General features: G+C 61.8%; 17 protein-coding genes and 1 pseudogene. 13 read left to right on the forward strand and 5 right to left on the reverse strand.

Annotated elements, in window-relative coordinates:
- Positions 1–18: 18 nt before the first annotated feature.
- Positions 19–1017, reverse strand: coding sequence for an LLM class flavin-dependent oxidoreductase (locus MUU54_RS12265; RefSeq protein WP_247244483.1), 999 nt, complete (start codon positions 1015–1017; stop codon positions 19–21).
- A 107-nt stretch (positions 1018–1124) separates the two neighbouring features.
- Complete coding sequence (locus MUU54_RS12270; RefSeq protein WP_247244308.1) at positions 1125–2144, reverse strand: methyl-accepting chemotaxis protein; 1020 nt, start codon at positions 2142–2144, stop codon at positions 1125–1127.
- A 201-nt stretch (positions 2145–2345) separates the two neighbouring features.
- Here MUU54_RS12270 and ruvC point away from each other — a divergent pair, with 201 nt between their 5' ends.
- The 8 genes and pseudogenes from ruvC to MUU54_RS12300 all read left to right on the forward strand — a co-directional run bounded on the left by ruvC (position 2346) and on the right by MUU54_RS12300 (position 5846).
- Positions 2346–2858, forward strand: a complete 513-nt coding sequence (gene ruvC, locus MUU54_RS12275; RefSeq protein ID WP_247244309.1) for a crossover junction endodeoxyribonuclease RuvC — start codon at positions 2346–2348, stop codon at positions 2856–2858.
- A 54-nt stretch (positions 2859–2912) separates the two neighbouring features.
- Positions 2913–3164: an AbrB/MazE/SpoVT family DNA-binding domain-containing protein gene (locus tag MUU54_RS12280; RefSeq protein WP_247244310.1), complete on the forward strand. Its 252-nt coding sequence runs from the start codon at positions 2913–2915 to the stop codon at positions 3162–3164.
- Between the two features lies 1 nt (position 3165).
- The gene (locus MUU54_RS12285) at positions 3166–3594 is read left to right on the forward strand and encodes a type II toxin-antitoxin system VapC family toxin (RefSeq protein WP_247244311.1); all 429 of its coding nucleotides are present in this window, start codon (positions 3166–3168) and stop codon (positions 3592–3594) included.
- Positions 3591–4208, forward strand: a complete 618-nt coding sequence (gene ruvA, locus MUU54_RS12290; protein ID WP_247244312.1) for a Holliday junction branch migration protein RuvA — start codon at positions 3591–3593, stop codon at positions 4206–4208. Before MUU54_RS12285 ends, ruvA begins: the two co-directional genes overlap by 4 nt.
- Before the next feature lie 72 nt (positions 4209–4280).
- Entirely contained in the window at positions 4281–5321 is a 1041-nt protein-coding gene (gene ruvB / locus MUU54_RS12295) for a Holliday junction branch migration DNA helicase RuvB (protein WP_247244313.1), read from the forward strand.
- Positions 5278–5397, forward strand: a pseudogene (locus MUU54_RS24995) (hypothetical protein); the annotation flags it as partial. The gene ruvB and the pseudogene MUU54_RS24995, both read left to right, overlap by 44 nt.
- A gap of 82 nt (positions 5398–5479) precedes the next feature.
- A complete protein-coding gene (locus MUU54_RS25000) occupies positions 5480–5548 on the forward strand; it encodes a hypothetical protein (RefSeq protein WP_376742091.1) in 69 nt (22 codons plus the stop codon).
- Entirely contained in the window at positions 5538–5846 is a 309-nt protein-coding gene (locus tag MUU54_RS12300; RefSeq protein WP_247244314.1) for a hypothetical protein, read from the forward strand. The genes MUU54_RS25000 and MUU54_RS12300 overlap by 11 nt, the downstream gene beginning before the upstream one ends.
- A gap of 17 nt (positions 5847–5863) precedes the next feature.
- On the opposite strand, the gene MUU54_RS12305 is transcribed toward MUU54_RS12300, so the two are convergent.
- The 3 genes from MUU54_RS12305 to MUU54_RS12315 are packed head-to-tail and all read right to left on the reverse strand — an operon-like array spanning position 5864 to position 8826.
- Positions 5864–6748 (reverse strand): NAD-dependent epimerase/dehydratase family protein, encoded by an 885-nt coding sequence (locus tag MUU54_RS12305; RefSeq protein WP_247244315.1) that lies wholly within the window; start codon positions 6746–6748, stop codon positions 5864–5866.
- A gap of 3 nt (positions 6749–6751) precedes the next feature.
- Positions 6752–7606 carry a glycosyltransferase gene (locus MUU54_RS12310; RefSeq protein ID WP_247244316.1) on the reverse strand — a complete coding sequence of 285 codons (855 nt, stop codon included), beginning with the start codon at positions 7604–7606 and terminating at the stop codon, positions 6752–6754.
- On the reverse strand, positions 7606–8826 hold the full coding sequence (locus MUU54_RS12315; RefSeq protein ID WP_247244317.1) for an NAD-dependent epimerase/dehydratase family protein: 1221 nt from the start codon (positions 8824–8826) through the stop codon (positions 7606–7608). The genes MUU54_RS12310 and MUU54_RS12315 overlap by 1 nt, the downstream gene beginning before the upstream one ends.
- A 122-nt stretch (positions 8827–8948) precedes the next feature.
- On the opposite strand from MUU54_RS12315, the gene ybgC reads away from it, so the two are divergent.
- The 5 genes from ybgC (at position 8949) to tolB (ending at position 13718) form a co-directional block, all read left to right on the forward strand.
- Entirely contained in the window at positions 8949–9407 is a 459-nt protein-coding gene (ybgC, locus tag MUU54_RS12320) for a tol-pal system-associated acyl-CoA thioesterase (RefSeq protein ID WP_247244318.1), read from the forward strand.
- Positions 9408–10067: 660 nt separating this feature from the next.
- On the forward strand, positions 10068–10787 hold the full coding sequence (tolQ, locus tag MUU54_RS12325; RefSeq protein ID WP_247244319.1) for a protein TolQ: 720 nt from the start codon (positions 10068–10070) through the stop codon (positions 10785–10787).
- 24 nt (positions 10788–10811) lie between these two features.
- A complete protein-coding gene (gene tolR / locus MUU54_RS12330; RefSeq protein WP_247244320.1) occupies positions 10812–11261 on the forward strand; it encodes a protein TolR in 450 nt (149 codons plus the stop codon).
- A 10-nt stretch (positions 11262–11271) separates the two neighbouring features.
- Positions 11272–12393: a cell envelope integrity protein TolA gene (tolA, locus tag MUU54_RS12335; RefSeq protein WP_247244321.1), complete on the forward strand. Its 1122-nt coding sequence runs from the start codon at positions 11272–11274 to the stop codon at positions 12391–12393.
- Between the two features lie 20 nt (positions 12394–12413).
- Positions 12414–13718 (forward strand): Tol-Pal system beta propeller repeat protein TolB, encoded by a 1305-nt coding sequence (gene tolB / locus MUU54_RS12340; protein WP_247244322.1) that lies wholly within the window; start codon positions 12414–12416, stop codon positions 13716–13718.
- Positions 13719–13884: the final 166 nt, after the last annotated feature.

Consider the following 13884-nt stretch of genomic DNA (forward strand, 5'->3'; position numbering starts at 1 on the left):
TGAAATGTGGAGGAGGCGCTAGGGCGCCTTCTCCATCAGCGGCAGGCCGGCAAAAAGCTCAACCGACTTCAGCCGTGCGTTGATATCGTGGATCGGCATCGAGACGATCAGTTCGTCTGCCTGCGTTTCCTTCAAGAACTCACCAAGCTTTGCTTCGATGGTCGCCGGCGATCCGACGGTTGCAAAGCGCAAGGTATGCTCCACGCTCATCCGCTCCATCTCGCTCCAGAGGCCGTCCATGCTCGCCACGGGACGTGGGAACTGCGTGCGGATGTTCTTGCGCAGATTGACGAACTGCTGCTGCGATGAAGTGAAGAGCCGTGCGGCTTCCTCGTCCGTATCCGCGGCGACGCCCATGACGCCCACCATTACGTACGGCTTTGCCAGCGTTTCTGATGGCTGGAAACGGTCGCGGTAAATGGCAATCGCGTCCATCAGCATGTCCGGTGCAAAATGCGAGGCGAAGGCGTAGGGAAGCCCAAGCGCCGCTGCGAGATGGGCGCTGTAGATGCTCGAGCCGAGCAGCCAGAGCGGCACGTTCGAGTTCGAGCCCGGGACCGCCAGGATCGCCTGGTCCTCGGTCGGTTCGCCCAGCAGCCGCTGCAGCTCCACGATATCGTGCGGGAAGTTCTCGGCCCCCGCTTCGAGATTTCGGCGGAGTGCCCGGGCGGTGCGCATGTCCGTCCCCGGCGCCCGGCCGAGGCCAAGGTCGATCCGGCCGGGGAAAAGCGCGGCGAGGGTTCCGAACTGCTCGGCGATCACCAGGGGAGAATGGTTTGGCAGCATCACGCCACCGGAGCCTACCCGGATACGCTTTGTTGCCGATGCGACGTGTCCGATGACGATCGAGGTCGCTGCGCTGGCGATCCCTGGCATGCCGTGATGCTCGGCGAGCCACAGGCGCTGGTAGCCGCATTCCTCCGCCTTGATCGCCATCTGGCGGGACTGCTCCAAGGCATCGCTGACGGTCAGGCCTTCGGGAACGGGTGAAAGATCGAGAATGGAGAATGGGATCATCATGCGGGTCCTGGACGGAGGATGTGTCACGCCCATGTAGGTATTCCGGCCACGGTTACGAGGCCGGAATGATGGCACAAGCTGCCGCGTTTATCCGAACAGTGATCCTAGGATTTGACCAGACGGAGGTGCGAGCGGCCGCCCGTCCCAGTGGTGGGAGCAGGCGGCGGGGGAAGGATCGTGCGGACCGGCGTGAAACGGCTGGTCTGGTGCTCGATCACAGCCAGCGCCCTGTCGATATTGCTCAGCTGGAATTCCGGCGAAGGCTGTGCCGGGTCGAGTGGACGCCTTGCCCGCGCCAATTCGTTGAGGCCGCCCCGGATGGATTCAGCATCCGTGGCATGCTGTTGAGTGCTGTCGCTCAGCGAACCAATTTGTGCATCCAGCGCCTCGGTGTAGAGATCCATGGCATCGAACTCGCGCGTGACCTGAGTGCCGGCCTCTGCCGCAGCGTGAGCGTCCGCGAGAGCGCAATCGGCAGCCTCTCCCAGGGCTTCGATGGTGGACCCCACCTGACGCGTCAGCGAATGCAGCGATTTGGCGGCATCAAGTGCCTCTTCGCCCTCAGGTCCTGTGTGAGCGGCATTAATGCCGCCGTTCAGGGCAAGCAGCGAGGCCTCACGCAGCAGCGCCTTCACCTCATCCGTTAGGCGCTTGAGATGGGCAAGCGAGCGGCACGTCATTTCCGTTCTTTCGACAGAACGAGCAGCCGCTTCCTTCGGGCGACGCATGTCGAGCCGTGCATTGTGTAGGATCGTCGAGACATGCTCGACATGGGCCGCCTGACTGCGGGCCGTGTCGGCAATACTGCCGGCCTCGGCAACGAGAGCCGAGAGGGCTGCATCACGCTCAGATTCCTCTTCAGCCTTCTGCTTCAGGGTCAGTCTAAGCTCGCTCGATTCCAGCCGCACGTTCTTCGTGCGCGTGATGATGGCATCGATCGTCGCGCTGACGGATGCCAGACCGCGGTTGAAATCCTTGCGAAGGCCGTCATAGCCACGCGGGAAAGGGTGGTCGATCTGCTGGTAGACGTCTCCCATCGCCAGGCGGCGCAGGCTGCCGTCGAGTGCATCCACGACGGTGCGCAGTTCCAGCAGTTCACTCTCGAGCTTATCTCGATCCTGCATAACGGTCTCCTCATGATTCCGGATGCTTTTGTATCTGGACGGCCAACGCGCCAATCGGGAGGCCGTTGCGGCGGAAGCCGCCCTTTTGCACGGGACTTGGCGGATAAGGTTAATGAAGCTTAACCATCTCGACGGACGGGCGTTTCTCTTTTGTTCACATTCTTCATGGCAGTGATGGGCTGCGGAAGCTAGAGTGACGACATGATAGACACGATTCGCATCATCGGCATCGATCCCGGCCTGCGCCGGACCGGCTGGGGCATCATCGAGACGCTCGGCAACAGCCTGCGCTTTGTTGCATCGGGAACGGTGACGTCGGACGGCGACCTGGATCTCGCGTCGCGGCTTTGCCAACTGCATGACGGGCTGGCTGATGTGGTGCATGCCTACCAGCCGCAGGAGGCGGCCGTCGAACAGACCTTCGTCAACAAGGATGCCGTCGCCACCTTGAAGCTTGGTCAAGCACGCGGTGTGGTGATGCTGGTGCCGGCACGCGCAGGCCTGCGGGTTTCGGAATATGCGCCGAACGCGGTGAAGAAGGCGGTAATCGGCGTCGGGCACGGCGAAAAGCAGCAGATCCACATGATGCTGAAGATCCTGATGCCAAAGGCAGCCTTCGTGGGCAATGACGCTGCCGATGCGCTGGCGATCGCCATCTGTCACGCGCACAATCGCGGCGGCGATCGAATGCGGAAGGTGCTGGCGACGGTGTGAGGTGTTCTTGACTTGTTCTTTCGGTAATAATATTTATTACCGAAGGAGATCGTCATGCGTGTTACGTCGAAGGGCCAGGTGACCATACCGCGGGATCTGCGGGAACTGGTCGGTATCGAGCCGAACTCGGAAGTCGTCTTCACGATCGAGAACGGCAAGCTGACTGTCGCACCGAAGAACGATCCGTTGCAAGAGCAGGAAAAGCAGCGGCTAGAGGTATTCGTGGAGACGCTGCGGCGTCTGGAAGGAACCGGTGACCCGTCGATCGATGCGGATGCCCTGATGGGCTTGACGCGAGACCGCTAAGATGGCCGTACTCGTTGATACCAGTATCCTTGTCGATATCGCCGTGCGCGACCCGGTCTGGCTCGCGTGGTCACGCGGAGCGCTTGCAAAGCTTGCTGCGCGCGTGCCGCTGATGATTAACCCGATCATCTATGCCGAATTTTCCGTGCGCTACCGCGATATGAATGAGGTTGAGGCTCTGCTGCCGGCGGAGGAATTCCGACGCGAAGGTCTTCCCTGGGCTGCCGCTTTTGCAGCCGGTGCGGCTTTCAGCATGTATCGCCAGGCCGGCGGGGCGCGCGAGCGCGTGCTGCCGGACTTCCTGATCGGGGCACATGCTCTGATCCGCGGCTATTCCATCATCACGCGTGATCCGAAAGGCTATCGTCGTTACTTCCCGGACGTTCCTCTCATCACTCCCGAAACCCACCCCAACGGACGCAATTCATGATCGGCAAGCTCAAGGGCACCATTGACGAGATCGGCGAAGACTATGTGCTCGTTGATGTGCACGGCGTCTGCTACGAGGCCTTCTGCTCGGCGCGCAGCCTGTCTCGCATGGGGTCGGTCGGCGAGGCAGTGGTGCTGTTCATCGAAACCTATGTGCGCGAGGACCAACTGAAGCTCTTCGGCTTCCTTTCGGCGCTGGAGCGGGAATGGTTCAACCTGCTGCAGAGCGTCCAGGGGGTAGGGGCCAAGGTGGCGCTCGCAGTGCTTTCAACGCTAACGCCCTCCGAGCTTGCCAATGCGATCGCGCTGCAGGACAAGACGGCCGTATCGCGTGCGCCGGGCGTCGGGCCGAAGGTGGCGGTGCGGATCGTCACCGAACTGAAGAACAAGGCGCCGGCCTTTGCCGGCGAGGCGACGGCCGGTATCGGGCTGAAGCAGGAACTGGGTGAGGGTGTCGCCTCGGCACCGGTGTCGGATGCCGTCTCGGCGTTGACCAATCTCGGCTATTCGCGCGACCAGGCTGCCAATGCCGTCGCTGCAGCGATGAAAACGGCGGGCGATGGGGCCGACAGCGCGAAGCTGATCCGGCTGGGGCTGAAGGAACTGGCACGATAGCCCGTGCCACGGTGTCCATTGACGTCGCCTTCGTGTAACGAACGCTGTGAAGACTGAACGGAACATGCCCTGATGAGTGATGAAGACCGCCTGATATCCGCGGAGAAGCGAGGCGAAGACCTGGACGTCACGCTGCGCCCGCAGACGCTTGACGAATTCACCGGCCAGGCAGAGGCGCGCGCGAACCTCAAGGTCTTCATCGAGGCGGCGAAGAACCGCGGCGAGGCGCTGGATCATGTGCTGTTCGTCGGGCCTCCGGGGCTTGGCAAGACGACGCTGGCGCAGATCATGGCGAAGGAGCTCGGCGTCAATTTCCGCTCCACCTCCGGGCCGGTGATCGCCAAGGCTGGCGACCTTGCCGCTCTGCTCACCAATCTCGAAGAGCGCGACGTGCTCTTCATCGACGAGATCCACAGGCTCAATCCGGCGGTCGAGGAAATCCTCTATCCCGCGATGGAGGATTTCCAGCTCGATCTGATCATCGGCGAGGGCCCGGCGGCGCGTTCGGTGAAGATCGACCTGTCGAAGTTCACGCTGGTTGCGGCGACGACGCGGCTGGGGCTCCTGACGACTCCGCTGCGCGACCGCTTCGGCATTCCGGTGCGCCTCTCCTTTTATACGGTCGAGGAACTGGAAGGCATCGTGCGCCGCGGCGCTCGCCTGATGGGGCTTGGAATGACCGACGACGGCGCCCGCGAGATCGCCAGGCGCGCCCGCGGCACGCCGCGCATCGCCGGGCGGCTCTTGCGCCGGGTGCGTGATTTCGCCGAAGTGGCACGTGCCGAGGCTGTCACGCGGGAGATTGCCGACGAGGCACTGACGCGGCTCAACGTCGATAACATGGGTCTCGACCAGCTCGACATGCGCTATCTGTCGATGATCGCCGCAAATTTCGGCGGCGGGCCGGTCGGAATCGAGACGATCGCGGCCGGCCTTTCGGAGCCGCGTGATGCGATCGAGGACATCATCGAGCCCTACATGATCCAGCAGGGCTTCATCCAGAGGACGCCGCGCGGACGCATTCTGACGGCCACCGCCTGGAAGCATCTCGGCTTGCAGCCGCCGAAGGATCTGGAGGCAGCGCAGTTCCGCCTCAGCCTCGACCAGGACTAGGCCGCCTCAACAATGTGATTGCGACAAGGTCGAGTGGAAGTGGGGTGCCAACAGGGCCGAAGGCACGGCCAAGGATCGCTTCACCAACGATGTGGAGCGGACCATCAAGGGCACCAAGGTAAAGCGTAAAGCTGACAAGGAACGAGCCAGCCTACCTCATCAAGCAGGAGGACGGCGACAGGGTGCTGAAGAGCCAGTCGGAGCTGAAGAAGAAAAATGGCAAGTGAGGCGAACGACTTCATGCCGCCTGCCGATGTCGCGGCGGCTGCTGAGAAGGGGCTCGAACTGCGCCGGTATTTTCACCGTGGCGGTACCCAGGTCGGCGTTGCCCGAGCGCGTGACCTGAAGAACCGACGCAAGCTTTCCGACGACACGCGGATGGTGAGCTATCTTGCGCGGCACAAGGTCGACAAGCGCGGTAAGAACTTCGGCAACAACGGGGATCCTTCTGCTGGCTATATTGCCTGGCTGTTTGGGAGCGGTGATGCCGGCAGCGCATGGGCCGAGGAGCAGAAATCGGCCTAGAGAGCTCGCAGTGATGGCTATGGCAACTGGTAAGCGATAGCCAGCCGTTCCAGCGAACGGAGGAGCAAAGCCTCTCCACCCGGAACCCAACCAAGAACGTGAATTGCGCTCGTGATCATCTCCCGTACGGCTCCTGTATCGGCTTGCCGCGGGAGGGGATGTGGGCAGCGCGACAGGGCCTTCAGCGGCGCCAGGATCGTGGCGGTGTCTGTGACGACGTCGCTGACGTTGAAGCTCCCCTGTGCCTCATCATTCTGCAGCATCAGCCGCACTACCGCTGCAACGTCCCCGCCATGGACCTCTGTCCCTGCACGAGAGGGAATGGGATTACCAGCGAGATAATCGAGAAACAGCGGGTCCCACTTATTCGGGCGGAGATCGCCGTACACGCCGGTGAGACGAAGGCTGGCGGTCCTGAAGTTGGGCGCTGACAACCGCGCCAGCGCCGCCTCAGCCTCAAGTTTCGCCTGTCCGTAGAGCGAGTTCGGTGCGAGATCAGCGGTTTCGATCAGCGGCAAGCCATCGGCAAGTCCATCATAGACGGCGCGGCTGGAGAGAAAGATGCAGCGGCGGACGCCGGCAGCCTTGGCTTTTTCAAAAACGCGGATCGTGCCGTCGACATTCAGGCTCCGGAACCGGCCAGGATCAGCTCCTTCGCCACCGCGATATTTTCCTGGAAGGTGATCCAAGGCTGCGTGAACGAAGGCATCGGCACCGTCGAAGGCATGTGCCTGAGCCGCAGTCGGGTCCAACGTCAGAGGCACGAAGCGGGCTTGGCCGACGAACCAGCCCTCCGGCGGCGGTGTCCGTCCGCCGACGGTGACATCGTAGCCCGCTTCCAGCAGTCCGTTGACGATGTATCGGCCGACCAGCCCGGATCCGCCGGCAACGAGCACCCGCATGGCCTAGCTCCGCGGGTTTGGTAGTTGTGTAGGGTCCGGGACCCGCCCTTCGTGGAAATCGCGCCAGAGATCGATCAGAGGGCGAAGCTGGTCCGCCTTTGGATGGTCTTCCTCCCAAGGCTTCTCATACTGGTAGTGCAGGATGGCGACGCTTCGCCAGTCCCACAGGGCCGGCATGTTGAACCAGACGTATTGCAGCATGTTCATGAACACCGGCAGGCCGTGCCAATCGGGGAAGAAACTTCCCAGAAAGGTCTGATCGGTGCGCCGCCAGAAGGCTCCGGGCTGATCCAGGCGCTGCAGCATCCGGTTGAAGGTATCCGCCGACGGTCGCGCAACGAAGACGCCGGAGTTGAGCCGATGGAAGTCGGCGAGGCTCTCGTAGACGTTCGGGGCGGCGGAGAATTCCGGGTAGCCGAACAGCTTGTCGACGTTCCTAAGCACGACTGCATCGGCGTCGATGAAAACGCAGCTAAGGTACTCGGTCAGCTGCCAGAGCCGCAGCTTGCAGAAATTGTCCAACGGTGTGTGGAAGTCAGGCTTCCGCCCCTTCGTGAACGGGGCGGCACCGTGGATGTTCTTGCGGGCGTGGCGCTCGTTGAAGGCCTCCGAAAGCGGCAGGTGGTCGACCTCGACGAGCCGGCAGCCAATATTGGCGAGGCGCCCGAGATCCGCCGTCTCTACTGCTCCGGTGTGAAGCACGACGATGTCAGCCGTGGTGCGGGTATGTCGCAATGACTTGGCTAATGCGGTGGCGCCCTTGGCGTAGTCTGCATTGGTAACCAGGGTGACGAAAGCGCGGTCGCTGCCGGCAGGGGAGGCGGGGCGAAGGCCCTGGGTACCGAAATCGGCCGGCATCAGGAGACCGACTTCAGCCGCTTGCCTTCAGGATCGTGTTCCACAGTGGCGGCGATGTCTTTCGTCCAGGCGGAGACGGCCGGAACGCGCGAGCGGTCGACGCGGTAGGCGAATTTTTTCGCCACGTCGACGATCTCCTCCAGCAGGCCTTCGCCGAGCGTCGTTGGTTGCAGGCCAAGCCCGAGGAACTTCTCGTTCTTGACGACCAGGTCGTTCTCCGGCGCTTCCTTGCGCGGGTTCGGCAGCCAAGCGATCTCGGCCCCTGTCATCTTCGCTACCAGCTCGGCGAGATTGCGCACGCGGTGCGTTTCCGTCATCTGGTTGAAGATCTCCACGCGTCCGCCCCGCTGCGGCGGGTTCTTCAGCGCGATCTCGATGCAGCGGACCGAATCCTGGATGTGGATGAAGGCGCGAGTCTGCCCGCCCGTGCCATGGACCGTCAGCGGATAGCCGATCGCCGCCTGGATCAAGAAGCGGTTCAGAACAGTGCCGTAGTCGCCGTCGTAGTCGAAGCGGTTGACAAGCTGCTGGTGTCGACGGGTCTGCTCGGTATGGGTGCCCCAGACAATGCCCTGATGCAGGTCGGTGATCCGAAGGCCATCGTTTTTAGCGTAGAAGGCAAAGAGCTGCTGATCCAGGCACTTTGTCATGTGGTAGATCGAGCCAGGATTGGCTGGATAGAGGATTTCCTGGCTGACGGTGCGGCCATCCATCGTCTCGATCCCGACGGGCAGATAGCCTTCGGGAATAGCGGCACCCACCGTGGAATAGCCGTAGACGCCCATGGTGCCGAGGTGGACGAGATGGGCATCGAGATCGAGCTCCACCATCGCGTTCAGCAGGTTGTGCGTCGCATTGACGTTGTTGTTGACCGTGTAGTTCTTGTGCCGGTCGCTCTTCATCGAGTAGGGCGCCGCACGCTGCTCAGCGAAATGGATGATGGCGTCAGGCCGGTGCTTGGCGAGCCAGCCCTTCAGGAGCTCGTAATCCTTCGCGAGATCGATCAGGTGGAAGTGGATGCGCCGGCCGGTTTCGGCATGCCAGACGCGGGTCCTCTCCTGGATCGAGTCCATCGGCGTCAGCGACTGGACGCCGAGTTCGGTGTCGATCCAGCGGCGGGAGAGATTGTCGAGGATATGCACCTCATGACCGGCATCGGACAGATGGAGGGAGGTGGGCCATCCGACGAAACCATCGCCGCCAAGGACTGCAATCTTCATGAGATAACTCCGCTGTTTATCGGACCGAACTTCCTGATAGGGAGGTTTTGTGACAGAAGCACAATACCGCATGGCAACCATCCCGCCACCCGCTGATGACGACCGTCCACTAAGGCATGACGATGACAGACGAGAATTTTTTGCTTTCCGGGCAGTTTAGCGATGCAGGCCACCGGCTGGTCCAGCGCGTCTATTATGAAGATACAGACTTTTCCGGCCTCGTCTACCACGCCCGCTACCTGCACTTCCTCGAGCGCGGACGCACCGATTACCTGCGCTGTCTCGGTTGCCAGCAGAGCGACCTTCTAGCGGCGGACGAGGAGGGGCTGGTCTTCGTCGTCCACCGAATGGAGATCGATTTCAAGGTACCGGCCAGGATGGACGACGTGCTGACGATCCTGACAGCGACCGAGAAGGCAGGCGGCGCAAAGATGTTGATAAACCAGGAGATCCGCCGGGGCGAGACACTGCTGATTGCGGCCAAAGTCGTGATTGCTGTCATCAATCGGCAAGGCCGGCCGCGGCGCTTGCCGGAGGCGATCGCCCAGAAGTTCCTGGGGGTTCAAGCGCCGCCGCGATAGTGGGGCGAGTCAGGCAGCTCCCAGCTTTCTCCGGTGCGCTTGTTCATGACCCAGTGATCGCGCCCGCTGATCTTCTGGCGGGCAAATCATCTGCGGAAAGCCTAGGCAGGTCTCGACCTCGTCTCCCATTTTGGATCTAGGAAGTGCTTCTTCTCGTTCGTAGGAGACCTGTCGCCCGCCGTGGCGTATTCGACGACGGTGCCCGACATGAAGGTTCGGGTCGTCACTGGCTTTCTCACCCATTCGTGGGTGAATGTCGGTGATGTGATGGTGACGCATTCTCTTGGTTGCCGGGGCAGGGACTGATTTTGCTGCGCATAAGCAGTTCCTTGGGAGAGGCTTGCGAGCAGGTGTAACGCGACTGGCCATGCGGTAAGCTTCACGATCTTCATTCCATAAGAACAACTGCGCCAGCGTCTTGCGCAACGCCAGCGATACCTTGATCACACTTTCTTAACCATAATGATGTCTTGTTGAAGCCCAAGGAATTTGTGCAATGCACGCCTTCCTTTGACCAAATTTGAAAGCGAGAAGCCAATGCTGAAAGCTCAGGGCACCTTGGGGTAGAAGAGCGCATCCGGCGGCCATGCACATCTCGCGAGAGCGCTTTTGAACCCGCCCGGTCCTGTGCCGGGCGTTTGGATTCGGGGAAATAGGTAGATGGAAGAGGTAGGTTTGGCTGCGGCGACCCATGACGTCAGTCTCTGGGCGCTGTTCATGCAGGCTGGTTTCGTCGTCAAGTTGGTCATGCTAGGTCTGATCGGAGCATCGGTCTGGACCTGGGCCATCGTCATCGACAAGTATGTGAGCTTCGGCAAGGCCAAGCGTCAGTTCGACCAGTTCGAGCAGGTGTTCTGGTCCGGCCAGTCGCTCGAGGAGCTTTACCGCACGCTGGCCGAGCGCCAGAACGGGGGTCTCTCAGCCATCTTCGTCGCCGCCATGCGTGAATGGAAGAAGAGCTTCGAGCGCGGTGCGCGCTCGCCGATCGGCCTGCAGATGCGCATCGATCGGGCAATGGACGTCACCATGGCGCGCGAGAGCGAAAGCTACGAAGCCCGCCTCGGGTCGCTGGCGACCATTGGCTCGGCCGCTCCCTTCATCGGTCTTTTCGGAACGGTCGTCGGTATCATGACCTCGTTCCAGGCGATCGCGGGTTCCAAGTCGACCAACCTTGCGGTTGTTGCGCCCGGTATTGCCGAGGCGCTTCTGGCAACAGCGATCGGCCTGGTTGCCGCTATCCCGGCAGTTATCGCCTACAACAAGTTCTCCGCCGATGCCGGCAAGCTGTCGGCCCGCATGGAAGGCTTCGCCGACGAATTCTCCGCCATCCTCTCGCGGCAGATCGACGAGAAACTGCAGCCGCGCCAGGCTGCGCAGTAACGCAGCCGGGAAGGAGCCAGTCTCATGGGTATGTTAGTCGGTGCGAAGGGTTCTGGCGGTGGGCGCAGACGGCGCGGGCGCAAGCACGGTCCGGTCAGCGAAATCAACGTCACGCCGCTCGTCGACGTCATGCTGGTGCTCCTGATCATCTTCATGGTGGCAGCGCCGATGATGACCGTCGGCGTGCCCATTGACCTGCCGGAAACGCAGGCGAAGGCGATGAATGCCGATACGCAGCCGATCACAGTCTCGGTCAACCCGGCTGGCGAGATCTACCTGCAGGAAACGGCGATCGGGATTGACGAGGTGGTGCCGAAGCTCGAGGCGATCGCCACCACCGGCTACAACGAACGCATCTATGTCCGTGGTGACACCACTGCCGCCTATGGCGTGGTGATGAAGGTAATGGCGCGCATTTCCGCAGCCGGTTTCAAGAACATCGGTCTTGTCACGCTGCAGGAACAGGAGCAGTGATCGGTTCGCGATGAAGGGAAGTCTGGGGACATCTCTGGTTTTGCACACCATGGTGCTTGGCTGGGCGCTTGTTTCGCTCAGCGCGCCTGCGTCTTTCGACGTGGCCGAAGTGGAAGCGCTGCCGGTCGATATCATCCCGGTAGAGTCGATCACGCAGATCCAGCAGGGCGACAAGAAGGCGCCGCTCGCCGAGAAGGCCGCCCCTGTCCCGACCACCAAGCCTAATATCGTCGAGAACGCCGAAAATGTCGGCGACAATGAGGTCGACCTGAAGTCTCCGCCGACCCCGGTCAAGCGCCCGGTCGAGACGGAGGTCGCGGCCGCGCCGGAAAAGACGGAAAAGCCGCTTCCGGATCCCACGACCGAGACGAACGACATCAAGGACATCGTTCCGGAAGAAACCGCACCGAAGCCGACAGACGTTGCGGCGCTGCCGGAGGCGAAGCCCGAGACCACACCGCAGCCCACGCCCGAACCGATTCCGGAGCCGGCGCCAGAAGAAACAACCGCGGAAGAACTGCCGCTCCCGGATTCCGTACCGGTTCCGGCCGCGCGCCCGAAGCCTGAGCCGCCGAAGGAGCAGGCCAAGCCTGTCGAGAAGCCTGCGGAGAAGAAGCCGGAGACACCGAAGGCTGCCGAAAAGCCGACGGACAAGAAGGTGGCCGAGAAGAAGCAGGAAAGCGCAAAGTCGACCTCCTCGAAGGACAGCGACTTCAATGCCGACGAGATCGCCGCCCTCCTCAACAAGCAGGAGGCTGCCGGCGGTGGCGCGAAGCGCTCGGCCGAAACCGCAGCTCTCGGTGGCAAGAAGACAACCGCCGGCTCGACGCTGAGTCAGAGCGAGATGGACGCCCTGCGCGGGCAGATCCAGAATAACTGGTCGATCATCGCCGGCATCGAAGGTGCGGAAGGCGTGATCATCACCGTTTCCATGAAGCTGGACGAGACCGGCGCCATCATTGGCCGGCCGGAAGTCTCCGCAACCGGTGGGTCGGACACCGCCCGCCGCACCCTGGAAGGCAGTGCACTTCGCGCCGTGATGCGCTCGGCGCCCTTCAAGAACCTCCCTGTCGAAAAATACGATGCCTGGAGCGAGGTCGTCGTGAATTTCGATCCCAGCGAAATGCTGTAAAAGCTGAAAGGCTGAACATAATGATGAAACGCACATTCATCCGCCTGATGATCGCGTTTGCCGGCATGGCGATGTCCTTTGCCCCGGCTTACGCGCTGGTGGAGATCAACATCAACAAGGGCAATGTCGAGCCGCTGCCGATCGCCGTTACCGACTTCCAGTCTGGCAACGAGCTCGGCGCGCAGATCAGCCAGGTCATCGCAGCTGACCTGCAGCGCTCGGGGCTGTTTGCGCCGGTCAACAAGGCCGCCTTCATCGAGAAGATTTCCAACCCCGACCAGCAGCCCCGCTTCGAGGACTGGAAGGTCATTAACGCCCAGGCGCTGGTGACCGGCCGGGTGACACGCGAAAGCGACGGCCGCCTGCGCGCCGAGTTCCGCCTGTGGGATACTTTTGCCGGCCAGCAGATGACCGGCCAGCAGTTCTTCACCCAGCCGGAGAATTGGCGCCGCGTCGCGCACATCATCGCGGACGCCATCTACGAGCGCGTCACGGGCGAGAAGGGCTATTTCGACACGCGCGTCGTCTTCGTTTCCGAAAGCGGCCCGAAGACCGCCCGGCAGCGCCAGCTCGCCATCATGGACCAGGACGGCTTCAACGTTCGCCAGCTGACCAACAGCAACGACATCGTGCTGACGCCGCGGTTCTCGCCGAACCGTCAGGAAATCACCTACATGTCGTTCGAAGGCGATCAGCCTCGCGTCTACCTGCTGCAGCTGGAAACCGGGCAGCGTGAGGTTGTCGGGAACTTCCCTGGCATGACCTTTGCCCCGCGCTTCTCGCCGGACGGGCAGAAGGTGATCATGAGCCTTCAGCAGGAAGGCAACTCCAACATCTACACGATGGACCTGCGTTCGCGCACGACGACGCGGCTCACCAATACGGCCGCGATCGACACCTCGCCGTCCTATTCGCCGGATGGCACGCGCATCGTTTTTGAAAGTGACCGCGGCGGGCGTCAGCAGCTTTACGTCATGGGTGCGGACGGCTCGGGCCAGACCCGCATCTCCTTCGGCGATGGTTCCTATTCGACCCCGGTCTGGTCCCCACGTGGAGACCTGATCGCCTTCACAAAGCAGTCGGGCGGCAAGTTCTCGATCGGCGTGATGAAGCCGGACGGTTCGGGCGAGCGGATTCTCACCACCGGCTTCCACAATGAAGGCCCGACCTGGGCGCCTAACGGCCGTGTGCTGATGTTCTTCCGGCAAAATGCAGGCGCTGGCGGGCCGCAGCTCTACTCGATCGATCTGACCGGCTACAACGAACAGCTGATCAAGACGCCGGCCTTCGCGTCCGACCCGGCCTGGTCGCCTCTCCTCGAATAGTGGCAACAACCGGACGAAGAGGCTGCACCCGCCTCTTTGCCGCCCTATTCTCCTGAAAAAGGAGCGGGGAAGGGACATCGAATCGGTTTGTTAACCATATGTGTTTCATGGGATTTAACCGAGCTCGGTTAGAGTCTGGCAACTCTATTTACGTTGATCTAAGGAG

This window comes from Pseudorhizobium tarimense, from assembly GCF_022968135.1.
Classification (GTDB): Bacteria; Pseudomonadota; Alphaproteobacteria; order Rhizobiales; family Rhizobiaceae; genus Neorhizobium; species Neorhizobium tarimense.

Excerpts from the sequence above, each read along its gene's own strand:
- ruvB (WP_247244313.1), top strand. The coding sequence starts at position 4,281 with ATGAGTGATGAAGACCGCCTGATATCCGCGGAGAAGCGAGGCGAAGAC.
- tolA (WP_247244321.1), top strand. The coding sequence starts at position 11,272 with ATGAAGGGAAGTCTGGGGACATCTCTGGTTTTGCACACCATGGTGCTT.
- MUU54_RS12265 (WP_247244483.1), bottom strand. The coding sequence starts at position 1,017 with ATGATCCCATTCTCCATTCTCGATCTTTCACCCGTTCCCGAAGGCCTG.
- MUU54_RS12300 (WP_247244314.1), top strand. The coding sequence starts at position 5,538 with ATGGCAAGTGAGGCGAACGACTTCATGCCGCCTGCCGATGTCGCGGCG.
- MUU54_RS12285 (WP_247244311.1), top strand. The coding sequence starts at position 3,166 with ATGGCCGTACTCGTTGATACCAGTATCCTTGTCGATATCGCCGTGCGC.
- MUU54_RS12280 (WP_247244310.1), top strand. The coding sequence starts at position 2,913 with ATGCGTGTTACGTCGAAGGGCCAGGTGACCATACCGCGGGATCTGCGG.
- MUU54_RS12315 (WP_247244317.1), bottom strand. The coding sequence starts at position 8,826 with ATGAAGATTGCAGTCCTTGGCGGCGATGGTTTCGTCGGATGGCCCACC.
- tolQ (WP_247244319.1), top strand. The coding sequence starts at position 10,068 with ATGGAAGAGGTAGGTTTGGCTGCGGCGACCCATGACGTCAGTCTCTGG.
- ybgC (WP_247244318.1), top strand. The coding sequence starts at position 8,949 with ATGACAGACGAGAATTTTTTGCTTTCCGGGCAGTTTAGCGATGCAGGC.
- MUU54_RS12305 (WP_247244315.1), bottom strand. The coding sequence starts at position 6,748 with ATGCGGGTGCTCGTTGCCGGCGGATCCGGGCTGGTCGGCCGATACATC.
- ruvA (WP_247244312.1), top strand. The coding sequence starts at position 3,591 with ATGATCGGCAAGCTCAAGGGCACCATTGACGAGATCGGCGAAGACTAT.
- tolB (WP_247244322.1), top strand. The coding sequence starts at position 12,414 with ATGATGAAACGCACATTCATCCGCCTGATGATCGCGTTTGCCGGCATG.
- tolR (WP_247244320.1), top strand. The coding sequence starts at position 10,812 with ATGGGTATGTTAGTCGGTGCGAAGGGTTCTGGCGGTGGGCGCAGACGG.
- MUU54_RS12270 (WP_247244308.1), bottom strand. The coding sequence starts at position 2,144 with ATGCAGGATCGAGATAAGCTCGAGAGTGAACTGCTGGAACTGCGCACC.
- MUU54_RS12310 (WP_247244316.1), bottom strand. The coding sequence starts at position 7,606 with ATGCCGGCCGATTTCGGTACCCAGGGCCTTCGCCCCGCCTCCCCTGCC.
- ruvC (WP_247244309.1), top strand. The coding sequence starts at position 2,346 with ATGATAGACACGATTCGCATCATCGGCATCGATCCCGGCCTGCGCCGG.